We start from the raw sequence: 20,332 nt of genomic DNA on the forward strand, positions 1-20,332 counted from the left end.
GGTTGTCGATTTCGTTACATGTCCTTTTGGTAGATCTCCACCTTTAAGTTGTAGGTGAAATGAGATCATGAACCTTGTTCCTTTTGCGGATTCTGCCTGGTCCGTGCTTCCCCCCTTGCTGGCGGTGTTGCTGGCTGTCGTCACCCGACAGGTACTGCTGTCACTGGGTGCAGGTATCGTTGCCGGTGCCCTGATGCTGAACCAATTTTCCCTGTCCCAGACCCTGAACTACCTGTATCAGAAAATAGTGGCTATCTTCTGGAGCGGCGGTGCCCTAAACCACGATAACGTCAACATGCTGATTTTCATGTTGTTGCTCGGTGCACTGATCAGTCTGATGAGTGTGTCCGGTGCCACTCAGGCCTTTGCCGACTGGGCAGCCGTACGGTGCAAGGATCGCCGTAGTGCCAAGTCCCTGACCGGGCTGATGGTTTTCATCTTCTTCATTGATGATTTCTTTCACAGCCTGTCTGTTGGCGCTATCTGCCGACCAGTGACCGACCGGTTTCAGATTTCACGCGCCAAGCTGGCCTACCTGCTGGATTCAACCGCCGCACCAGTGTGCGTCCTGATGCCGATTTCCTCCTGGGGTGCCTACATTATCGCACTGGTCGGCGGTATTCTGGCGGCCCACCAGCTAACGGACCAAAGCCCGATCGCCGCCTTTGTCGAAATGATGCCGATGAATCTGTACGCGGTCTTTACCCTGCTGATGGTGATTTGTGTTATTGCATTCCAGCTGGATATCGGGCCGATGCGAAAGCATGAAGCCCGCGCCCAGCAAGGTCAGCTGTGGGATCACAGTAAAGGCCGTCCGCCGGGTCTGGATATGGAAACACCAGAAACCGCTCAGGGCGGGATGATTGATATGGTGTTGCCGATCCTGACCTTGACCGCTGCAACCGTCTTTTTCATGGTTCAGTCCGGTGCGGATGTGTTGTCCGATAAAGGACAAGCCTTCAGCCTGATCGGCGCGTTTGAAAATACCAACGTTGGCCTGTCGCTGGTATACGGTGCAATCTGCAGCCTGGTGGTCTCGATGGGTCTGGCATTGCGCCTGAAACTGTCGGCAAAAATCTGGTTGAAAGCCGCGCCGCAAGGGATCTCAGCCATGATGCCTGCGATCATTATTCTGCTGTTTGCCTGGACAATCGGCACCGTAGTACGCGACATGCAAACCGGCGTTTACCTCGCGTCACTGTCACAGGGCAGTCTGCCGGTAGAACTGTTGCCAGCCGTCGTCTTCCTGCTGTCATGTGTCATGGCGTTTGCCACCGGCACCAGCTGGGGAACATTTGGCATCATGCTGCCGCTGGCCGGTGACATTGCGGCAGCCAGTGACATCACCATGTTACTGCCGATGCTGTCCGCCGTACTGGCTGGCGCAGTTTTTGGCGATCACAGCTCACCGATTTCCAGCACCAGTATCCTGTCGGCAACGGGTGCCGGTTGTCACCATATGGACCACGTGCTCACTCAGCTACCTTATGCCGGTTCAGTCGCGTTCGGTGCACTGCTCGGCTATCTGGTCATGGGCTTTACCCATTCGTCCTGGCTGGGTGTCGCCGCCAGCAGTGTCTGGTTTGTGGCCTTCTGCCTGTTTGCCCTTCGCCGTCGTCAGAGCGACCCCGAGCTCAGTCTGGCATCGTCTGAAGCTTAACCGGTAAATCCGCCCTCTTCATGCAAAGCCTCCGCACGTTCAAGTGCCGGAGGCTTTTTTCTATTCGCTTTGCTGTCATCGCTTTTTTGCGTGGCTTTTTTGTGTTGGCATTTTTGTTGTGGCTTTCATGCATCAGCGGTGTCTCTTTTCTTGTCCGGGCTAGCCACAGGGCCGCACTATAGTTAAATCTATCACCGTCACTTCGTGATGAGTTGTTATGACAGCTAGGTACCTATTCATAGTCGGTGTCTATGAGCGGTAGGTATCAATGAGTAGTAGGTGTCTATGAGAGGTAGGTGTCTATGAGCGGTAGCATCGCAAGACCTATCCCAGCGATGGCAAGATTCAGGGCGCTGCGGGGCGCTATGATTGCGGTCGGGATGAGTGTGTTTTCCGCAGTGTTTCCGGTGCATGCTGCCCAGAAACTGGATTATGTCAGTGCGGTCACAACACCGGGGACAGGTCGCCTGGTAACCATGGACGATTACTGGCTGCTGGCATTCAGCGATACCTATGACATTCGTCTGCCCGAACACGTCAGTAACGGCGAAAATTTGCAAATTCGTATCCGGGAAGATGGTCAGTGGCACACCGAGAATTTTCGGGTGCAGGCGATCAGTATCCATCACGACTTATGCCGGTTGCACAGCCAGCATCCCAGCCGGGATGGCCGCTTTCCGACAGACGCGATTTACGTGCAGCCCTGCCAGCAAGAATAACGCCCCTGTCAGCAGACCGCATATCGCGGTAAGCGCAGGGGCGTTTCAGTGTGAGAATAGCAGCCAGGTTTTGTGGCTACGCTTAAGTGAATAAGCGTAAGTAACTAGGCTAAAATCACTTGTACATCAATTGATTACAGAGGCTCGCTACACAAGCCCGGTCGTCAGGTGTACCACTATCACCGTAAAGGCAGCCAGCAGTGGAATCGCCATGGTCACCACAGCAATATCCCCGTAGCTTTGGCGGTGCGTCAGACGGCAGACCGCCAGCAGCGTAATGACCGCGCCACAGTGAGGCAACGTATCAAGGCCACCCGCCGCCAACAGCACCACACGGTGCAGCACTTCAGGGTTAATGCCCATGCTCATGAAGTCATTACCCAGCATGGCCAGCACCATCCCGGTACCGCCGGACGATGAGCCGATGATCCCCGCCAGGCTGGTTGAGGTAATCGCCACCTTAAACAGATCCGGAATATCAATCGCCGCAATCCCGGCTTTCACTACCACGAAGGCTGACAGCGCAGTAATCACCGCCCCGTAACCGACTTCCGAAGCCGTGTTAAAAATCGGCAGCAACGAACCCACAGAACCATCAAACACCTGCTTGTTTGGCTCAAACAGATACTGACGAAATGCCGCCAGCATAAAGACGATCGCCACGCCCAAAGCCAGAATCACCGGCCAAGTGCCGTTAATGTTCACCTCCAGCGCCTTGTAGTTATCGACCACTTCCGGTGACTTGAAATACACATTCGTCAGCAGGAAGTTGATGATAAACACCAGCACAATTGGTACCAGCGCCATGATCACCCCCGGCGCAGGATCCGATTCCTTACCCGCAGATTCAGCATCCGACTCTTCCCCATAGCCTTCACCGGCAGCCATTGCTTTACGCGCACGCATTTTGATCCAGAGCGTGCCAAGCACCAGCATCATGGTCGCCGCCAGCAAGCCCAGTACCGGCGCAGCATAAATCGTAGTGCCAAATGGAATGGTCGGCATAGTGTTCAGGTACTGCGGAGTTCCCGGCAATGCCGTCATGGTAAAGGTAAACGCCCCCAGCGTGATAGCTGCAGGCAGCAGACGCTTCGGAATGCCTGCCGCGCGGAAAGTTTCCGCCCCAATGGGATACATGGCAAACACCACCACAAACAGTGACACCCCACCGTATGTCAGCAGGGCTGTCGCCAGCACAACAGACAAAATCGCGTGGCGTGGCCCCAGATTTTTAATGATGAATGCCGACAGAGTACGTGCCGCACCTGAGGCTCCCATCAACTTGCCGAAAATGGCACCGGCAATAAATACAGGGAAATAAAGTTTAATGTAGTTCGCCGCCGCAGGCATGAACACGTTTGAAAGTGCGTAGAGGGAAGGGAAATCACTGGTTAACAACGCCGCCGCCATTGCCAGAATCGGGGCAAGAACCAGAACAGACACACCACGGTAGGCAAAGTACATCAGGCCCACCAGGGTGAGTAAAATTACAGCAACATCCATATTTTTTCTCCGGGTCACGTCATGTGTAACAGGTCATTAACATGCTAGACCGAGCAGCCATGATTGAAAATACCGCTTTTTTCCGTCTCAGCGCCGGACGGACCCAAACTGGGATCCCAGTCAAGGTATTGCCCTATTCCCTGGCAGATTACGAACAGGCAAAAGACATAAAAACCATTTATTATCAGTCAGTTATTTATTTCGCATGACGGTTAACCGACAGATATGAAAATAACAATTTCATCTGTGGATATTAATTCGGCATGAAACACTTCATACACTTTTTTGACAACTTAATCGTGAAAAGGAAGTACGAATGCCAGTCAGCCAACTTACCGCCGAGCAGGCGGCCGCCTGGGTTGAGAACGGACACGCTGTGATGCTGGGAGGATTCATTGGCTCCGTGGTGCCGGAAATGCTTGTTAAAGCACTGGGCGAGCGCTACCGCCATACGGCCAGCCCACAAGGCTTAACGCTGATTTTTGCCGCTGGTCAGGGAGACGGAACAGGGCGTGCCGCCAACCATCTGGCCAAGCCAGGATTGGTGAAACGGGTCATTGGCGGACACTGGGGGCTGGTACCCGAACTTCAGAAAATGGCACTCAGCAACGAAATCGAGGGGTATAACCTGCCTCAGGGTGTGATTTCCCATTTGCTGCGGGATACTGCCGCCGGTAAACCGGGCACACTCACCACCACGGGTCTGGATACTTTTGTCGATCCCCGTCTGGAAGGCGGAAAAATCAATGCGGTGACCACGGAAGATCTGATCAATGTGGTCAATCTTCACGGGGAAGAGTACCTGTTCTACCAGCGCCTGCCAGTTGATATCGCCATCCTTCGCGGCACTACCGCTGACGAAAACGGCAATATCACCATGGAAGACGAGTGTCTGGTGGTTGAAAATCTGGCCGCAGCCCAAGCCGCACGTAATCAGGGCGGCAAAGTGATCGTTCAGGTCAAACATATTGTTCCGGCTGGCACCTTGGATCCGCACAGCATCAAGATCCCGGGGATCTTTGTCGATGCGATCGTCAAGTGCGACGATGAAGGCGATCACATGCAAACTTTCGCCACCGGCTTCAACCCGGCCTTTGTCACCGGCCCCTCTTACCGCCATGCCGCTCCCCGCTCTACAACGGCAGCGGGAGCAACAACACTGGATCCTAAAACCCTGATCGCCCGCCGTGCCGCGATGGAATTACAACCGGGGGCCGTGCTGAACCTCGGAATCGGGGTACCGGAGTACATCGCCACCGTTGCCGGTCAGATTGGTCTGTTGGAGCACCTAACGCTGACGGTCGAGCCCGGCGCGATCGGCGGATTACCGGCCAGCGGACTCGACTTTGGGGCCAGCCACCATCCGGAAGCCATCATTACGCAGGATCAGATGTTTGATTTCTACGACGGCGGAGGCATCGATCAGGCGTTTCTCGGTCTGGCCCAATGCGCGCAAACCGGGGACATCAACGTCTCGCGGTTCGGTGACAAACTGCCCGGCTGCGGCGGGTTTATCAACATCACTCAGCATGCCAAATCGCTCTACTTCTGCGGCACATTCACCGCCAGCGGACTGGCCATTGACGTTGCTAATGGCAAGCTGAAAGTGTTGCAGGAAGGCAAGCTGCACAAATTCGTGTCCGAGGTTGAGCAAATCACCTTCTCCGCCAAGCGGGCCATCGCAACTGGCCAGCCGGTCCGGTACATTACGGAACGGGCCGTTTTCCGGCTGGATCCGACCGGCCTGGTGCTGGAGGAAATTGCCCCGGGCATCGATCTGGAACGTGACATCCTGGCGCAAATGGCGTTCCGCCCGCAGATTGATCCGGCCCTGAAAACCATGCCGATTGACATCTTTCAACCTGAGTTTTCCTTCACACCCGCTGTGAGCTCGACCAAAGGCTGAGCAGGAACTCTGTGAAGCCCACTGCAACTTAGCCCTGCCTTGGTTGTCTGCACCTATTCTCCGGGCATCATACCCCCGGAGAATACTGCAACAAGGATGTCCTATGTCTCAGCACCCGGTCGGTATCAACGCCCGCCAGCAACAACTGGATAAAATTGTCTTTTTCTGCTCAGTCATCCAGCACGGTTCATTTCGTGAGGCGGCTGACGCCTGGGGAATTTCCGCCGCAGCGGCCAGTCGCTGGGTCAAAGAGCTGGAAACGCTGATGGCCGTCGAACTGGTGAAACGCAGCACCCGCCAACTGATCCCGACCGATGCTGGGGAACTGCTTTATCGCCGATTTTCGGCATTACTCCCTGAAATTGATACTATCTGCTCAGAAGTCGAGCACATGGCCGATGAGCAGCGCGGGGTGATTAGCATCTCTTCCACGCCCCTGTATGCTGCGTACTTTCTGCGCGAAATTATCGCGGAATACATGGAAATGCACCCGCAGGTTAACTTCCGCCTGTTTATTGAGGCCGGCGAAACCGACCCGCTGCGCGTTGATTTTATGATTCGCGCGAAGGCCACCAATCGCGAAACCGAAGAAAAAGACTCTCTGCTGATCCGCCGCCCTTTGCTGAGTGAGCCACTGTACGCCTGTGCCGCTCCCAGCTACCTGGCCCGTTGCGGCACCCCGACCGAGCCGGAAGCCCTGCGCGAACATCGCTGTCTGTATGCCAGTACGCTGGTTGGTGGCAACCGCTGGTACTTCCGCCTTGATGGCGTGAACAGGCCTGTCACCATCAGCGATGCCATGGAATGTGACAACAGCGAAATTCTGCGGGATATGGCCATCCGGGGAGCTGGCGTGGCGTACCTGCCCCATTCGGTAGTAAGGGAAGCACTGGCAGATGGCCGCCTGAAAGTCCTGCTGACCGATTTTGTTGCCAGCCGGTTTGACATCAACCTCTATTATCGCCCCCGTCATCCGATGCCAGCCCGTTGTCAGGCGTTTAAAGATTACCTGATTCAACGTACAGAAGAGATCATGGCACAGCGCTAGCGCTACACCGGTTTTCACACCGCATTCTTCCAGCCGTGGTGACGACTCACCGCGGCTTTATTTTTCACATCGCACGGCTCTCACCCTGTTTGTTCTCATCCTGTTTAACGGCTTATCAGGCTCACCGTGACTGATCGTTCCATTTTTTGGTCAGTAACATTCCACTTATTTCGCTCGCCCATTATCGTACCAATCAGTACATTTTCTACATTAGTCAGCCATAAGAAGTCACGACGATGATGAAGAAAACCCTCATAGCTCTTACTGCCCTTGCTACCTTGTCCTTCGGGGGCTGGAAATACTGGGCAGAGCAAGACTATGTCACAACCGACAACGCCTACGTAAAAGCCGATATCACGGTCGTTTCACCGGAAGTCAACGGACGGGTCGTTGAGCTGTATATCGCAGATAACCAGTGGGTAAAAGCCGGTGAGCCGCTGTTTGCCATCGACAATCAGGACTATCTGGCCAATGTGAACATTGCCAATGCCGCCATTGAAGTCGCCAAGTCCGCATTGGCCAATAACCAGTCCCGCATCAGGCTGCAACAGGTCAGCATCGAGCAGGCGAGCGCCGCCATCCAGGGTGCAAAGGCCAATGCCAACCTGCAGCATTCCGAACGCGCCCGATTCAGCAAGCTGCTTCGCTCTTCGTCGATCAGCCAGACTGCATTTGATAGTCAACACACCAAGGCCATTGAAGCCGATGTGGCGCTGAAAAATGCCCACCTCGCGCTGGAAGCCAGCAAGAAGCAGCTCGACACCCTGTCTGCCGAGCGGGAACAACTCAAAGCCCAGCTTCAGCAGGCGGAATCGAAACTGGTGCTCAATACCATTGCGCTTAACCGCACCATCGTCAGGGCTCCGGTGGATGGCTTTGTGGCAAACCGTCAGGTGCAGACCGGGAAATTTGTCCAACCGGGGATGGGGGTTGTCACCCTGGTTCCCCACAATGTCTGGCTGGATGCCAACTTTAAGGAAACCCAGCTTACCCATGTGGCGGCGGGTCAGTCGGTGGAAGTCGTCCTGGATATGTTCCCGGATACACCAATTATCGGCACGGTGGATTCCGTTACCCCAGCAACGGGTGCCCAGTTCAGCCTGCTGCCGCCGCAAAACGCCACCGGGAACTTTGTCAAAGTGGTGCAACGAGTGCCGGTGAAAATTCACCTGACTCTGCCGGATCATTTACAGGGCCGGGTGTACCCGGGACTGTCGGCCATTGCCAGCATCAAAGTCACCCCGTAATGCCTCTCGTCAGCCCCATAGGATCACGTGTATGAAGCGTTCGCTTTCCCTGGCCGTTCTGGCGTTGTCAGCAATGCTGCCAGTCGGCCTGACTTCGGCGATGTTCAAGGCTATATCTACCCATATGGCCGCCAGTAATGGCCTTTCTCTCGATGAGATCAACTATCTGAATATCGGATTTACCATTGCCCAGATAGTCACTCTGCTGTTTACCCCGCTCATTATGCGCCGTTTTCGGCCCAACAGCGTGCTGTGCCAGACATTAGTGCTGGCAGCACTGTCGCACCTGGTGCTGGCAAACACCATTCAGATGCCGGGGATCCATGGCGGGGTATGGCTGGTGCTCGGCGTCTGTGCGAGCCTGATCATGGTCAGTGTGAACCTGCTGGTACTTGATGGCTGTAACTACCGGGAAATGACGCTCATCACGGCGCTGATTCTGCTGTGTTCAACCTTATTACCTATGGGTGTTTACCCTTGGCTGTTGTCCTGGCTGGCGGATACGGTTGAGTGGCAGCTGCTTTCATATCTGCTCGCAGGCATACTGCTGATTGCCCGTTTTCAGGCCGACTTTATCGCCGATGTTGCGCCATTTGATAGCGCGAAAAAATCCCATGCCCTGCCCTATCTGATCATGGCCAGCGGCATAACACTCGCGGTGTTTCTCCTCATGCGCGGTAGCTATTACAACTGGTTTGATCATACTTTCTTTCAGCAAGCCACACTGGTGGTGGCGGTACTGGCGCTGGGCGCAATGGCTCTGATGAAAGCGGCTCAGCGCACCGGTCACACCATCAATCACAAAGTGCTGACCAATTTGCATAATAACGTCTTTATGTATAACGGGTTTCTGGCGGGGTTCGCTGTCACGGCCAGCGGGGCTCTGGTGGCTAACTTTCTCAGCCATGTAATGCACTACAGCCACGAAAACGCCGGGCTGATCCAACTGCCGTCGTTTCTGGCAATGTGCGTCGGTATGTTAATCAGTGTGGCGGCCGCCAACCAGAATCGGTTTCCCAGCGACATGATCACGCCTATCGGGGTGGTTTTGATGATCATTTCCATCGTCATGTTCAGCCATCTGCCGAGCTATGTCGGCCCGGAGGCTCTGCTGTTTCCCCTGTGTCTGCGGGGACTGGGAGTGGGTCTGCTCAATGTGTCCGTGACCATCGCCATGCTGGCACATTTTAAGCCAGAGCAACGCCCGGAAGGGATAAGTGTCTTCTACATTTGCAGGACATTCGGGGGACTGATTGGCTCTGCCATTTTCGCCCGAATCATGCAGGTAACCAGCTCAGAGTCGATGACCGAGTTGTCCCGGACGCTGGATCACGGCAGCCAGACCATTGAGCAATACACTCAAGCCGTACAGCGTGCCGTTCTGACCCAAGGCTTTTTGCCTTCCGGCCAGTTAAACGCCGGTCAGCTCAGCCAGACCTTACAGCTGGAAGTGTCAACCCTGTCGCTCAACAACACGTTCCTCTTTTTTGTGCTGGCTGTATTGCTCATGGCGCCGGTGATCCTGATTGGCAAGAAAATGGTTAAAAAGCAAAAATAGACATTCATTTCCACTGTAAGACTAAAATGCCCCTAACGTTGAGGCAGTGAGTATTTAGCCGCTGCCTCCGCAAAATTGACCGTCAGAAAATCAATCAGCAACCTGACACGACGGGGGATATGTTCGCGATCGTGATACACCAGATTGACCGGTAAACACCTGCGATGTCGCTGACCGAACAGAGGAACCAGTTCCTTATCTTGCAACGCCGGAATCACCTGAATATCCGGCAACATTGCAATCCCGAAGCCCTGCCGGGCCAGGGTCAGTGCCATATCTGACGAATCAACCACCGTCATACTGGCTGGGCCCAGATCCATCACGCGCACTGGGTCCTGAAACCACCACTGCTTAAGTTGATCTTGTGACAGCTCGCGAAAAATCAGCTTATGGCTGAGTAATTCTTCCGGCTCAGTCGGACAACCGAACTCCGCGAGGTAATCAGGGCTCGCATAATAATCAGCATACATGTCACCGATGGTTCGGGCGATAAGGTTGCTGATCACCGGTTTTTCAAGCTGGATGAGCAAATCAAAACGCCGCTTGGGAATATTCCGCTCCACAACTTCCTGCGCATGGAACTCCAGTTCGATGCCCGGGTACTGGCGACAAAATTCACGCAGATGCTCACCGATACATTTCAGCAAAGGCGATACACACAAAATGCTGATCTTACCGGCAATTTCCTGACGATGAACCGCCATTTCCTGCTCCATCACCTCAACCTGAGAAAGCACATCAAGACTGCGGGCATAAAAAATTTCACCGGCCTCGGTTAACGCGAAGTAACGCGCACTGCGGCTGATCAGCTTGACGTTAAACGCCTCTTCCAGCTCTTTCATTTTCCGACTGACGCTGGACTTCGGCATCGCCAGAAAATCAGCCGCCTGTGTAATGCCGCCCTGCGCGACCACATGCTGAAACAACTTCAGCGAGTCCAGTTTTAATGATGACATAACGCGTCCCCTGTTTGGGATTCTGCCCGGTGAAACATGAGCGGCCATTGGTCTGCCTCGCAACTCAGATTGGCATACCTGACTTAAACAAATGGCTTGGTGATCAACTTACCGAGCTGGCTGGTACATCCGAATAAACGCCGATACCGACTGGCGGATCTGTTGATCCAGACACTTCTTATCGGGCAAAGGTTTACCCAGCAGCGTGGTATAAAAAAAATCCTGCTTCAACAAGGCCAACAGGTTGCAGCATGCCTGCTCTGGCGACAGAATGGCCAGCTGCTGTGCCACCTTATCTGACGCCAGATACGCGATCAGATACTGATGTTTTTTATCCGGCCCGTTGGCAAGAAAGAAATCCGTAATGTCTGCGTGCTGATGAAAATCCGCCGCGACGATCCGATACAATCCCAGCACCGGATTGGTACACAGCCGATGAATGTAATCCTGCCCGAAACTCACTAGGCACGATTCCACCGGCAAAGACGCTTTTTCTGAAAAATCGAACACGTCTTCCAACGACTCAAGATTGTGAGCCAGTACCGCTTTGAACAAGCCTTCTTTGCAGCCGAAATAACGATAAAGGGTTTGTTTGGAGCCACCGCAACGCTGAACGATCTGATCCAGTGCTGTATCTCTATAGCCCTGCTCAAGAAACAAGATCGTGGCAACTTCCAGGATTTTTTGCTGTTTGACGACCGTTGAAGGACGTACAGCGAGTTTCAGAGATGGTTGCATCATGCCTCCCGCCCGACCAAAACTGTACCAATTAGTACAGTTTTGATTATAATCGCCGTCCCCCCAGAATGATACCTTTCCGCTCACGTAAGTACGGCAATGCTTTCTTCAACACGCAGCGTCTCCTAAGGTTGCGATCCCGCTCACAACCTTCTCACCCCACCGGGCGTAACCTATTCAACTTGTTCACTATTTCGATTGTGATGCGCTATGGAAAAGACGTTACCGACACAGAATTTTGACCCCATCCTGTTTCGCCGCACCCTGCACCAATTCCCAGAACTATCGGGAAAAGAACAGACAACGGCGCAACGCATCATCAGCCAACTTAACGCATTCGGGCTTACGCCCAGGACAAACATTGGCGGTCACGGTATTGTGTGTGAAATCCGCGGTACCCGGCCCGGCACGACAACCTTGCTGCGCGCTGATTTTGATGCCCTGCCGATTGTGGAAAAAAGCGACCATGCACACTGCTCGCAACATCCCGGAGTCATGCATGCCTGCGGCCATGATGGCCATACTGCCAGCATGATGGCGGTTGCACGCCACCTCGCCAGCCACCCGCCAGTCTCTGGCAGCGTCCTGCTACTGTTTCAACCGGCGGAGGAGACGGGCACCGGTGCGGCTGACATGTTGCGAGATCCGTGGCTGGCCGGTCAGGCCGTCAATAATGTATTCGCGTACCACAATCTGCCGGGTTACCCGCTCAATACCGTGATCACCCGTCCCGAAACGTTTGCCTGTGCTTCAACCGGTGTCACCATTACCCTGGAAGGCAAAACCTCCCATGCTGCCAAACCGGAAAACGGCATTAACCCAACCAACACCCTCATCGCGCTAATGCAGGAGTTACAACAACTCCCGACCCGTTTCCCTGATGTGTTCTCGTTAGTGACCATCATTCATGCCACACTGGGTGAGCCCGCGTTTGGTACCGCGCCAGGCGACGCCCAACTGCTCGCTACTCTGCGCAGTGAACAGAGTGATGTCCTCAAGGCAATGCAGCACGCGGTAGAAGCCGCAACCCGGACATACAGTGAGCAAACTGGGCTGCACTATCAGGTGAGTTGGCAGGAATCATTTAACGCAGCGGTTAACACACATCACCACAATGAACTGGTGCAGCGTGCCGCCAGTGAACTGGGGCTTCCTGTCTACCAGCTGCAAGAGCCGATGCGCTGGTCAGAAGACGTTGCCGAATTTCTGGCCTGTTGGCCTGGTGCCTTGTTTTGTGTGGGCAGTGGTGAAAGCCACCCGCAACTGCATAATCCGGACTACGATTTTCCGGATGCCCTGATTGAGACAGCCAGCGCACTCTTTCTTCATCTGATTGAGATGCTGCATAACCGCTAACCACTTCAAATAACATTGTTAATAGGCCCCTTTTCTTAATGACAAAGGGTTAAGAAATGGGGCTAAAATACCGAACGCCGGGGAAGCGCTGAATCTGAGGAAAAGGGAAGATGGAACAAGAGAAAAGCCCAAACAAGAAGATAGAAGATAGAAGATAAGACTATGCAGTTAAACGGATGTCATGCCGTAGATAGCGCGACGGGGTTAAGTGCCCGGCGTTAATTTTCCTGCATTAGATTCCCTGCGCTCTATGTCAGGTGTAAAGCACAGGGGAAAACTGCCACGCGAGAGACAGAGAGCGGGTACATGAAAGGAATGGGGACAAAAAAGGTGCCGCGAATTAGAAACCAAACTCAAAGTTTACCGAGCCACTGTCAACATCCAGATCCCGATCATTTCGGACTTCACCTCCCGCTTTGACGGAAATACTGAAATCGTCAGTGGCCCGAAAGCGCATGCCCGCACCAAATTCGGTCGGGGCTACCGTGTTCACATTTTGATTAATACTGTTTTCATCCACCATCCGGTTATGCACCGGTCGGCTGCCTTCACCAATAAATTCAAAGGTCTGGGATGACTGGCGGGACGCATCAATGAACACATCACCAAGGGCGCGTTCTTCGCGTTGTGCCTGCTGTTCAGCCAATATTGGCCCCAGCGGCAACGCCTGCTCCTGAGCCTGACTGACCAACGGCAAACAACAGATCACGATTCCCAGTTTCCAGTTCATTTTTCGTCCTTTCCCCTGTCCTGAGCCTTGATTCAAGGTGTTGATTCAAGGTATTGAATCATGGTGTTGATACAAAGTGTTAATTGGCGGTGTTGCTTTGAAGTGTTCATTTAATGCCAAAGCCTGATTACATCCGCAAACCAGCCACTTATCTGGCCATTATCTGTGCTATATCCGGCAAACCCATTTACCGAAACACCGGCACTCACTGTGGCTCAAGTGCTCGCGTTGTTAAAATTAAAAACTGAGAAAGAATCTACACTTACCGCCATCAATCAGCAAGCGAGGTATAGCCTGGCAATGTGTGAACAGTTGTAAATAACCGCGCTTGATCACTGTTACGCGCACATATTTTTCAGGTTTCAAGGTTTCAACATATCTTCGGCATCCGGCTTGCTACTACCATAACCCGATTACAATAACCCGCCATTCACCGAAATCACCTGACGTGTCACGTATCCTGCGATGTCTGACATTAAGTAGCTGACCAGCCCCGCCACTTCTTCAGGCTTTCCGGCACGCCGTATTGGGATCTGCGGCAAAACCTGCGCTTTGAGATTATCATCCACCAACCCGGTCTCAATCAGCCCCGGTGCTACGCAGTTCACGGTGATATTTCGCTTCGCCAGTTCCAGTGCCAACGCTTTGGTCGCACCAATGACTCCGGCCTTGGCAGCGCTGTAATTGGTCTGGCCGCGGTTTCCCATCAGCCCCGACACGGACGCCAGCGTGACAATGCGCCCACCTTGCCGGTTTTTCACCATCGGCATTACACAGGGATGAAGCACATTGTAAAAACTGTCCAGATTGGTGTGTACCACACCGTCCCATGCCTCTTCGGTCATCGCCGGAAAAGCCATATCCAGTGTGACACCGGCGTTGCTGACAATACCGTAATAAGCGCCGTGCTGCTCAATGTCGTTTTCCAGTTGCTGGCGACACTGCGCCCGATCCCGAATATCAAACTGAATCAATCTGCCTCGACCTCCCAGATATTGAATCTCATCCAGCGTCTGCCTGGCCCCGGATTCATCTCGACCGTAGTGCACCACCAGCGTAAAGCCGTCTTTGGCCAACTGGCAGGCGATGGCCCGACCAATGCCTTTGCTGGCACCGGTTACTAATACCTGTCTGGTCACGTTCTTTGCTCCTTGTCATGCGGATTAACCACCATTTGCGCCAGTTTCGCCGTCGCTGGGACGTACACATTCAACTGACAGGTCGCCACACTCTGTCCCTCAATCTCAATACGGCATGAAAATACCGCCATGCCCTGATTGTCCAGAATGCGTTCACCGTACAAATCCAGCACGGTGCCGACATCAAAAGCCGAAACCTCAGAGTGATAACGGCGGCTGCCCAGTAAGAAACCGATATCGGGCTGTCGACCGGCCTGCCAGGCCTGATAGCCGGCCCAGCCAGCCACCGTTTGTGCCAGCAGCTCGATCCCGACATAGCCCGGCAGATGCTGACGCTGCGCATCAAAAAACGGGTTAAGGCCGGACACACGCGTACGGCAGTGAACCTGTTCCGGCCCCACCGCCACCAGCTCATCAACCATCAGCATCGGTTTGGTATGAGGTAATAGATAAGACAACTCAGGCAGTTCTCGCATCACAACACTCCAAAAATCAAGCTGACGTTATTGCCGCCAAAAGCAAAAGAGTTACTCATAATAGCCGGCTGACGCAGTGCCATCCCCGGTGACACCTGTGAAATCGGTATATCACCGAGCTCGCCGTCGTTTACCTGAGCTGGCAGGGGCAACTGATGGTGTAACACATGCCAGCAAATGGCGGCTTCCACGGCTCCAGCCGCTCCCAGAGTGTGACCAGTCAGGGGTTTGGTGGAACTGATCGGCACCTGCGACCCAAACACCCGGGCAATGGCGAGGCTTTCCATCGCATCATTCAGCTGCGTGGCGGTTCCGTGGGCATTGATGTAACCAATCTGCGCGGGCGATAAGCCCGCATCAGCCAATGCACGGCGCATCGCCCTTTCGGCGCCCAGCCCATCCGGATGGGGCGCGGAAATATGATGCGCATCGGAACTGTCTCCGGTTCCCAGCAAAGCTATATGCGGCGTATTGGGATGCCCCTCATGGTTTCTCGGCTCACGGCTCAGCAACAGAAACGCCGCGCCTTCGCCGATATTGATCCCGTTCCGGTTCTGACTGAACGGATTACAGCGTTCTGAAGAGAGTGCATCCAGCCCATGGAAACCGTTCAGTGTGAGCTGACACAGCGAATCCGCTCCCCCTGCCAACACCGCATCAACCAGACCGGACTCCAGCAAGCGCTTAGCCGAAATCAACGCCCGCGCACTGGATGTACACGCCGTTGACAAGGTATATACCGGCCCCAGGATATCGAAATAGTCAGCAATAAATTCCGCCGTATTGTCGGGCTCTTGCTGGTGATAATGGTAATCGTCCGGGAACGCACCATTTTCCAGAAACGCGGTCATCGCCGCTTCCCCGTCAGCCATACCAAAGGTGCTGGTGCCGACGATCACCGCGACCCGTTCACGCCCATAGCGGGCGATAGCATGTTCAATCTCCGGCTTAATATCATTCAAAGCAGACAGTGCCAGCCGGTTGTTGTAAGTATTCTGATGGCTAAACCTTGCCGGAATCTCAGGCAGAGGCTCAACAGCTCTACCAACCACCGTTTGCCCGCCACTGTTCAGGCTGTCTGTGGTCACTTGCATGCCGGGGGCATCGCCGCTTTGCAAGCTGTGATGAATCACCGAACGGGATAACCCGAGGGCACAATGGATGCCGCAGGCGTGAATATAAATGGGTTTGTTGCTATTCATCATCCGTCCTTATGACCGGATACCCGGTTCCGCGGCTCCTGGGGATGCGGATAGAGCAACCACTGCTGGTGTTGAATCATATGCACCACGCGGCGTAAATCGGTTTCAAGCGGGCGGTCTTCAACCACCGGCTCGAAATCCTCCAGCACGGCGTACAACATTCCATGGAGGGCCGGGCTGAGTTGCTCCGGCTGCAACTCGCCCTGACGCAGACGCAGTACCATCGCCTGCGTTGACGCCAGCAAAGCCGCCGACGCTACCTGCTCGGTCAACTCCAATACCCGCAAACAGTCGCGGGACGCAATAGTCCCCATACTGACTTTGTCCTGGTTGTGGCACTCGGTGGAACGAGAAAAGACACTGGCCGGCATCGTGTGTTTCAACGCTTCTGCCGTCCAGGCTGAGATCCCGATTTGTACTGCCTTGAAGCCATGATTAATGGACGCTCGATTTCCTTGCGCACCACTCAGGTTTCTGGGCAGGCCGTTATTGAATTTATGATCCAGTAACTGCGCCATTTGGCGATCCAGCAGATCTGCCAGATTCGCCACTGCCGTTTTCAGGGTATCCATAGCCATGGCAATGTGACCGCCGTAAAAATGGCCGCCATGCAGCACCCGTTCGTTATCGCCATCAATAATGGGATTGTCGTTGGCACTGTTCAGCTCATTTTCGATCAGCTGGCGCAACCAGGGCAGCGTGTCTTGCAACACCCCAATCACATGAGGCGCACAACGCAGTGAATACCGGTCCTGAAGGCGGTCGCTGTTTGCCGGCGGGGCATCGCTTTGCAGATCAGCCCGCAGCCAGGCGGCAATATGCTGTTGGCCGGGATGCGGCTTAACCGCGAAAAGCGCTTCATCAAAATGGAAGTCATTCCCCTGCATCGCAACCGATACCATGGCGGTGATTCGTGTCGCCAACTGCGCCAGATATTCCGCCCGGCTGAATGCCAGACAAGCCAAAGCGGTCATCACCGACGTGCCGTTCATCAGCGCCAGTCCTTCTTTCGGACGCAAGGTCAGCGGAGTAATGCCAAGTTCAGCAAAAACCTCTGCCGTGGGGCGTACCGCATCGCGATAAATGACTTCCCGTTCGCCAACTAAGGCGGCAGCCAGATAAGACAACGGCGTTAAATCCCCGCTGGCTCCCACCGAACCTTCCTGTGGGATATAGGGCGAAACCCCCTGATTGATCAAGGTGACCATCTGATTCAACAGCTCATGGCTCACACCGGAGACCCCTTGTGATAATGAGCACAGCCGGGTTGCCAGTACGGCGCGAGCCTGACGGTGAGTCAAATGTTCACCCAGTCCGCAGCCGTGAAAACGGGTCAGATGCAGCGGTAATTCAGGCACCAGCTCTGGGGGGATCGCGACCGTACAGGAGTCACCATAACCGGTTGTCACCCCATAAATGACTCCGTCGTCCAGCAGTAATCGCTCCAGAAAAGCAACACCACGGTCAATTTTGGCGGTAAACGCCGCGTCCTGGTTCATGGCTGCGGGGGCACCATCAGCAATGGCGATGACATCTTCAATAGTCAGCCGCCCGGCACCAAATCGAATGGGTTGAGGTTTCTGAGTCGTCATAACATGTTCCTTGTTCTGCCTAGCCTTGTTCGTTCTGTCCCGCCGGGTTCGTTCTAACTAACTGTTCTCGTTTTAATAGCAGTCAACAGGCTGAGCGGTTAGATCGCTGAGCAGCAAGCGGGAAAAGTGAGATAACCCCTGAGGCATGCTGGTGGTGACCATCCGGGGAGCGGTAGGCAAATTTAAGCTTGTGCTTTTCAGGGAGCCATTCAACCGCCAACACAACCGTTGCGGCTGGTAGAATCGGTGCCTGAAACTTTACAGACTCCATCCCGCCAAACTGATCCGGGGTCTGCAGGTAAGTCACAGCACAGGTGACCGCCCATTCGAGTTGCGCCACGCCGGGTAACACCGGCTGCGCGTCAAAATGGCCGGAAAAATAGATAATCTCTGGGTCTATCCGGCATAACAGTTCACAGACATTGCCACGAACGGTTTCTTGCAACACGGTCGGAAAACGTGTCTGTTGATCTCGTTTTTCCCTGTTCATTGCTTCCCTTTTCTCATTGGCTCGCCTTTGTCATTACTCGCCTCCGGACGCAAACCGTCCGTTGCGGAGAATAAACTCACCAGTTCTGACCACTGACGCTTTCCCTGTGCATTAACCGGAATGGCCTCAACAAAACGGAAACGCCGAGGAATGCCGACCGGTTCCACCCACTCCCGCATGGCCTGACGCAATGACACGGCAAACGGCCCTTTGCCCAGCCGTTCAAACGCAGCCAGCCCATCGGGTGACAATGTCAGCACGGCGGCTAACTGCGCACGTTGGTACTGCTTATCTTCAATGACTGCTGCATCCGCAATCCAGCGATGTTGCGAAAGCCGCCCTTCCACCTCCGGCAGCGAGATGCGCTTTTCTTCGATTTTCACTACCCGATCGACCCGTCCTTTGAGATGAAACTTGCCCTCAGGCCGTAATTCACAGGCATCCTGAGTGACATACCAATCGTTCGAGGGCAGATAGGGAGATCGCAGCATTAGGCATTGTTGCGGACTGAGTCGGGCTTCCAGCCCCGGGAAAAGCTGCCACGCCTGTTCATTCTCATCAGTCTGGACGGTCGCCGATTCGGCACTCAGCGTACTGTTCTGAGTGAGAGCTTTCTGAGTAGGAACTTTCTGAGTAATGGCCTGCTGAATAAAAGCTTGCTGAGCGATGACCTGCTGGCGGTGAGCAATTCCGCCAGTCTCGGTACTGCCATAAATTTCAATCGGTGGCAGCCCCAACAGCTTCGCCACCCGTCGGGACACCTCGACTGACAGTGGCCCGCCGGAGGAAAATACACCGCGATAGGATTGGGCTGATGCCGTTGTCAGCCGTTTCAGCAACGCCGGACTGGTGATCAAAACGACATCCGATGACGCGTTCTGAATAACTTGCTCCGGGTACAACCAGTTAGTGCGGGCGAAGCATCGTCCGGTGCACAAGGGCCATAACACCCGGAATAACAAGCCATAGATATGCTGGTGGGAAACCGTACTGGTAATCAATAAGGCCCCTTTGCTGTCGCCACTGCCGCCTTGCCTCCCCGCCTCAGGAGACAAAGCGTCATGCTCGTCAAACATTGCCCCCCAACAGGCTTCCAGCCCCTGAATTTCCGCATCCAGTAAATCGAGTGTTTTATAAACAGGTTTAGGTGCACCACTGGAACCAGACGTAAACAGAATCAGGGAAATGTCTGACAGTGCCAGCGGCTCAAACAGCTCAGGCCGTTCCGCCGATAAACTTGGCAGCAACGCAATCGGAGACAACAGAGTGTCTTCCCTTTCCGTTCCGACATCCTGCTCTGTGGTGGTATTAAGGTCAGAAACAACAAGCAACGGTACTGATGTCGGCCCTATTAAGTCTGTATCACTAAGCACACCATCAAACTGATCCGCTAATTCTGCCAGTGCACCAGGGCGTATATTGCCGGGCAGCACCAACACTTTACCGGCAAAAGCCGCAGCCATAAATGCCACGGCAAGCCAATAGCTATCGTCAAAACACAACGCCCAGCGTTGCTCTGATCGTTGGCGCAAGACCCGCTGCCAATACCCGACATCACAGCAATAGTCCTTCCACTGCTTTGTACCCTGAATACCAGATGCCACCCGAAGCGTCCGTGGGCGTTCCGCCCCCAGCAAAGAGGACAACGATATAGAAAACGGCGATCTGGGTAACGGCGATCCGATTTGCTGGTGATTCAATACCATTCGCTATCCTTGGTCTGTATTACCGACGCAACATTCTGCCAGTGATTAAAGACAGAATGTCTAGCCTTCAGAAACGGTGAAAAGTCAGAAATCAATAGCCGCGTGAAGTGGCGCCGATTAAAGACGGCAGGCCCATATTTCATCATCACATTGATAAACTATTGCTTAACTGCCATCGATAAAAATGTGGCTGTTTAACATGATTGAAATACGGCCTAAAAGCATGATCTTAAATAACAGTGTCTTCAAATCCAGTGTCTTAAAATAAACACATTTATTACGGACATAAAAGTGCGCTATAAAAAA

Annotated in this window: 17 protein-coding genes; 7 read left to right on the top strand and 10 right to left on the bottom strand. The window is 53.9% G+C overall.

The genetic code is table 11. The features are described from left to right. Positions 1-67: 67 nt before the first annotated feature. Positions 68-1,660: a Na+/H+ antiporter NhaC family protein gene (locus FH974_RS24530; protein ID WP_047885061.1), complete on the top strand. Its 1,593-nt coding sequence runs from the start codon at positions 68-70 to the stop codon at positions 1,658-1,660. 302 nt (positions 1,661-1,962) lie between these two features. Beyond that, on the top strand, positions 1,963-2,379 hold the full coding sequence (locus tag FH974_RS24535; protein ID WP_207103908.1) for a hypothetical protein: 417 nt from the start codon (positions 1,963-1,965) through the stop codon (positions 2,377-2,379). 147 nt (positions 2,380-2,526) lie between these two features. Here FH974_RS24535 and FH974_RS24540 read toward each other — a convergent pair whose 3' ends face one another. Next, the gene (locus tag FH974_RS24540; RefSeq protein ID WP_047885059.1) at positions 2,527-3,882 is read right to left on the bottom strand and encodes a GntP family permease; all 1,356 of its coding nucleotides are present in this window, start codon (positions 3,880-3,882) and stop codon (positions 2,527-2,529) included. A gap of 316 nt (positions 3,883-4,198) precedes the next feature. Between FH974_RS24540 and FH974_RS24545 the strand changes: the two genes are divergently transcribed. The 4 genes from FH974_RS24545 (at position 4,199) to FH974_RS24560 (ending at position 9,641) form a co-directional block, all read left to right on the top strand. Next, positions 4,199-5,788, top strand: a complete 1,590-nt coding sequence (locus FH974_RS24545) for an acyl CoA:acetate/3-ketoacid CoA transferase (RefSeq protein WP_207103909.1) — start codon at positions 4,199-4,201, stop codon at positions 5,786-5,788. 103 nt (positions 5,789-5,891) lie between these two features. Beyond that, positions 5,892-6,836: a LysR family transcriptional regulator gene (locus FH974_RS24550; RefSeq protein WP_047885057.1), complete on the top strand. Its 945-nt coding sequence runs from the start codon at positions 5,892-5,894 to the stop codon at positions 6,834-6,836. Positions 6,837-7,075: 239 nt separating this feature from the next. Continuing rightward, positions 7,076-8,083 (top strand): HlyD family secretion protein, encoded by a 1,008-nt coding sequence (locus FH974_RS24555; RefSeq protein ID WP_207104273.1) that lies wholly within the window; start codon positions 7,076-7,078, stop codon positions 8,081-8,083. Positions 8,084-8,114: 31 nt separating this feature from the next. Further along, a complete protein-coding gene (locus FH974_RS24560; protein WP_207103910.1) occupies positions 8,115-9,641 on the top strand; it encodes an MFS transporter in 1,527 nt (508 codons plus the stop codon). Between the two features lie 32 nt (positions 9,642-9,673). On the opposite strand, the gene FH974_RS24565 is transcribed toward FH974_RS24560, so the two are convergent. After that, positions 9,674-10,597 carry a LysR family transcriptional regulator gene (locus FH974_RS24565; RefSeq protein WP_207103911.1) on the bottom strand — a complete coding sequence of 308 codons (924 nt, stop codon included), beginning with the start codon at positions 10,595-10,597 and terminating at the stop codon, positions 9,674-9,676. 108 nt (positions 10,598-10,705) lie between these two features. Next, on the bottom strand, positions 10,706-11,338 hold the full coding sequence (locus tag FH974_RS24570; protein ID WP_242551930.1) for a TetR/AcrR family transcriptional regulator: 633 nt from the start codon (positions 11,336-11,338) through the stop codon (positions 10,706-10,708). Positions 11,339-11,545: 207 nt separating this feature from the next. On the opposite strand from FH974_RS24570, the gene FH974_RS24575 reads away from it, so the two are divergent. Further along, complete coding sequence (locus FH974_RS24575) at positions 11,546-12,691, top strand: amidohydrolase (RefSeq protein WP_047885053.1); 1,146 nt, start codon at positions 11,546-11,548, stop codon at positions 12,689-12,691. A gap of 340 nt (positions 12,692-13,031) precedes the next feature. Here the strand turns inward: FH974_RS24575 and FH974_RS24580 are convergent, their stop codons facing one another. From FH974_RS24580 to FH974_RS24610, 7 genes are all read right to left on the bottom strand, one after another. Next, positions 13,032-13,421 carry a hypothetical protein gene (locus FH974_RS24580; protein ID WP_047885052.1) on the bottom strand — a complete coding sequence of 130 codons (390 nt, stop codon included), beginning with the start codon at positions 13,419-13,421 and terminating at the stop codon, positions 13,032-13,034. Positions 13,422-13,834: 413 nt separating this feature from the next. After that, the gene (locus FH974_RS24585; RefSeq protein WP_047885051.1) at positions 13,835-14,560 is read right to left on the bottom strand and encodes a 3-ketoacyl-ACP reductase FabG2; all 726 of its coding nucleotides are present in this window, start codon (positions 14,558-14,560) and stop codon (positions 13,835-13,837) included. Next, positions 14,557-15,036: a hotdog family protein gene (locus FH974_RS24590; RefSeq protein ID WP_047885050.1), complete on the bottom strand. Its 480-nt coding sequence runs from the start codon at positions 15,034-15,036 to the stop codon at positions 14,557-14,559. Before FH974_RS24590 ends, FH974_RS24585 begins: the two co-directional genes overlap by 4 nt. Continuing rightward, complete coding sequence (locus FH974_RS24595; protein ID WP_207103912.1) at positions 15,036-16,238, bottom strand: beta-ketoacyl-[acyl-carrier-protein] synthase family protein; 1,203 nt, start codon at positions 16,236-16,238, stop codon at positions 15,036-15,038. The genes FH974_RS24590 and FH974_RS24595 overlap by 1 nt, the downstream gene beginning before the upstream one ends. Further along, positions 16,238-17,830, bottom strand: coding sequence for an HAL/PAL/TAL family ammonia-lyase (locus FH974_RS24600; RefSeq protein ID WP_207103913.1), 1,593 nt, complete (start codon positions 17,828-17,830; stop codon positions 16,238-16,240). Before FH974_RS24600 ends, FH974_RS24595 begins: the two co-directional genes overlap by 1 nt. 82 nt (positions 17,831-17,912) lie before the next feature. Beyond that, positions 17,913-18,320, bottom strand: coding sequence for an ApeI family dehydratase (locus FH974_RS24605; RefSeq protein WP_207103914.1), 408 nt, complete (start codon positions 18,318-18,320; stop codon positions 17,913-17,915). Beyond that, positions 18,317-20,026, bottom strand: a complete 1,710-nt coding sequence (locus FH974_RS24610) for an AMP-binding protein (RefSeq protein ID WP_207103915.1) — start codon at positions 20,024-20,026, stop codon at positions 18,317-18,319. The genes FH974_RS24605 and FH974_RS24610 overlap by 4 nt, the downstream gene beginning before the upstream one ends. Positions 20,027-20,332: the final 306 nt, after the last annotated feature.

Source organism: Photobacterium ganghwense (genome assembly GCF_017329545.1).
Taxonomy (GTDB): domain Bacteria; phylum Pseudomonadota; class Gammaproteobacteria; order Enterobacterales; family Vibrionaceae; genus Photobacterium; species Photobacterium ganghwense.

Bases quoted from the DNA above. Each gene is read 5' to 3' on its own strand.
- FH974_RS24530 (WP_047885061.1), top strand. From the start codon at position 68: ATGAACCTTGTTCCTTTTGCGGATTCTGCCTGGTCCGTGCTTCCCCCC.
- FH974_RS24535 (WP_207103908.1), top strand. From the start codon at position 1,963: ATGAGCGGTAGCATCGCAAGACCTATCCCAGCGATGGCAAGATTCAGG.
- FH974_RS24540 (WP_047885059.1), bottom strand. From the start codon at position 3,882: ATGGATGTTGCTGTAATTTTACTCACCCTGGTGGGCCTGATGTACTTT.
- FH974_RS24545 (WP_207103909.1), top strand. From the start codon at position 4,199: ATGCCAGTCAGCCAACTTACCGCCGAGCAGGCGGCCGCCTGGGTTGAG.
- FH974_RS24550 (WP_047885057.1), top strand. From the start codon at position 5,892: ATGTCTCAGCACCCGGTCGGTATCAACGCCCGCCAGCAACAACTGGAT.
- FH974_RS24555 (WP_207104273.1), top strand. From the start codon at position 7,076: ATGAAGAAAACCCTCATAGCTCTTACTGCCCTTGCTACCTTGTCCTTC.
- FH974_RS24560 (WP_207103910.1), top strand. From the start codon at position 8,115: ATGAAGCGTTCGCTTTCCCTGGCCGTTCTGGCGTTGTCAGCAATGCTG.
- FH974_RS24565 (WP_207103911.1), bottom strand. From the start codon at position 10,597: ATGTCATCATTAAAACTGGACTCGCTGAAGTTGTTTCAGCATGTGGTC.
- FH974_RS24570 (WP_242551930.1), bottom strand. From the start codon at position 11,338: ATGATGCAACCATCTCTGAAACTCGCTGTACGTCCTTCAACGGTCGTC.
- FH974_RS24575 (WP_047885053.1), top strand. From the start codon at position 11,546: ATGGAAAAGACGTTACCGACACAGAATTTTGACCCCATCCTGTTTCGC.
- FH974_RS24580 (WP_047885052.1), bottom strand. From the start codon at position 13,421: ATGAACTGGAAACTGGGAATCGTGATCTGTTGTTTGCCGTTGGTCAGT.
- FH974_RS24590 (WP_047885050.1), bottom strand. From the start codon at position 15,036: ATGCGAGAACTGCCTGAGTTGTCTTATCTATTACCTCATACCAAACCG.
- FH974_RS24595 (WP_207103912.1), bottom strand. From the start codon at position 16,238: ATGAATAGCAACAAACCCATTTATATTCACGCCTGCGGCATCCATTGT.
- FH974_RS24600 (WP_207103913.1), bottom strand. From the start codon at position 17,830: ATGACGACTCAGAAACCTCAACCCATTCGATTTGGTGCCGGGCGGCTG.
- FH974_RS24605 (WP_207103914.1), bottom strand. From the start codon at position 18,320: ATGAACAGGGAAAAACGAGATCAACAGACACGTTTTCCGACCGTGTTG.
- FH974_RS24610 (WP_207103915.1), bottom strand. From the start codon at position 20,026: ATGGTATTGAATCACCAGCAAATCGGATCGCCGTTACCCAGATCGCCG.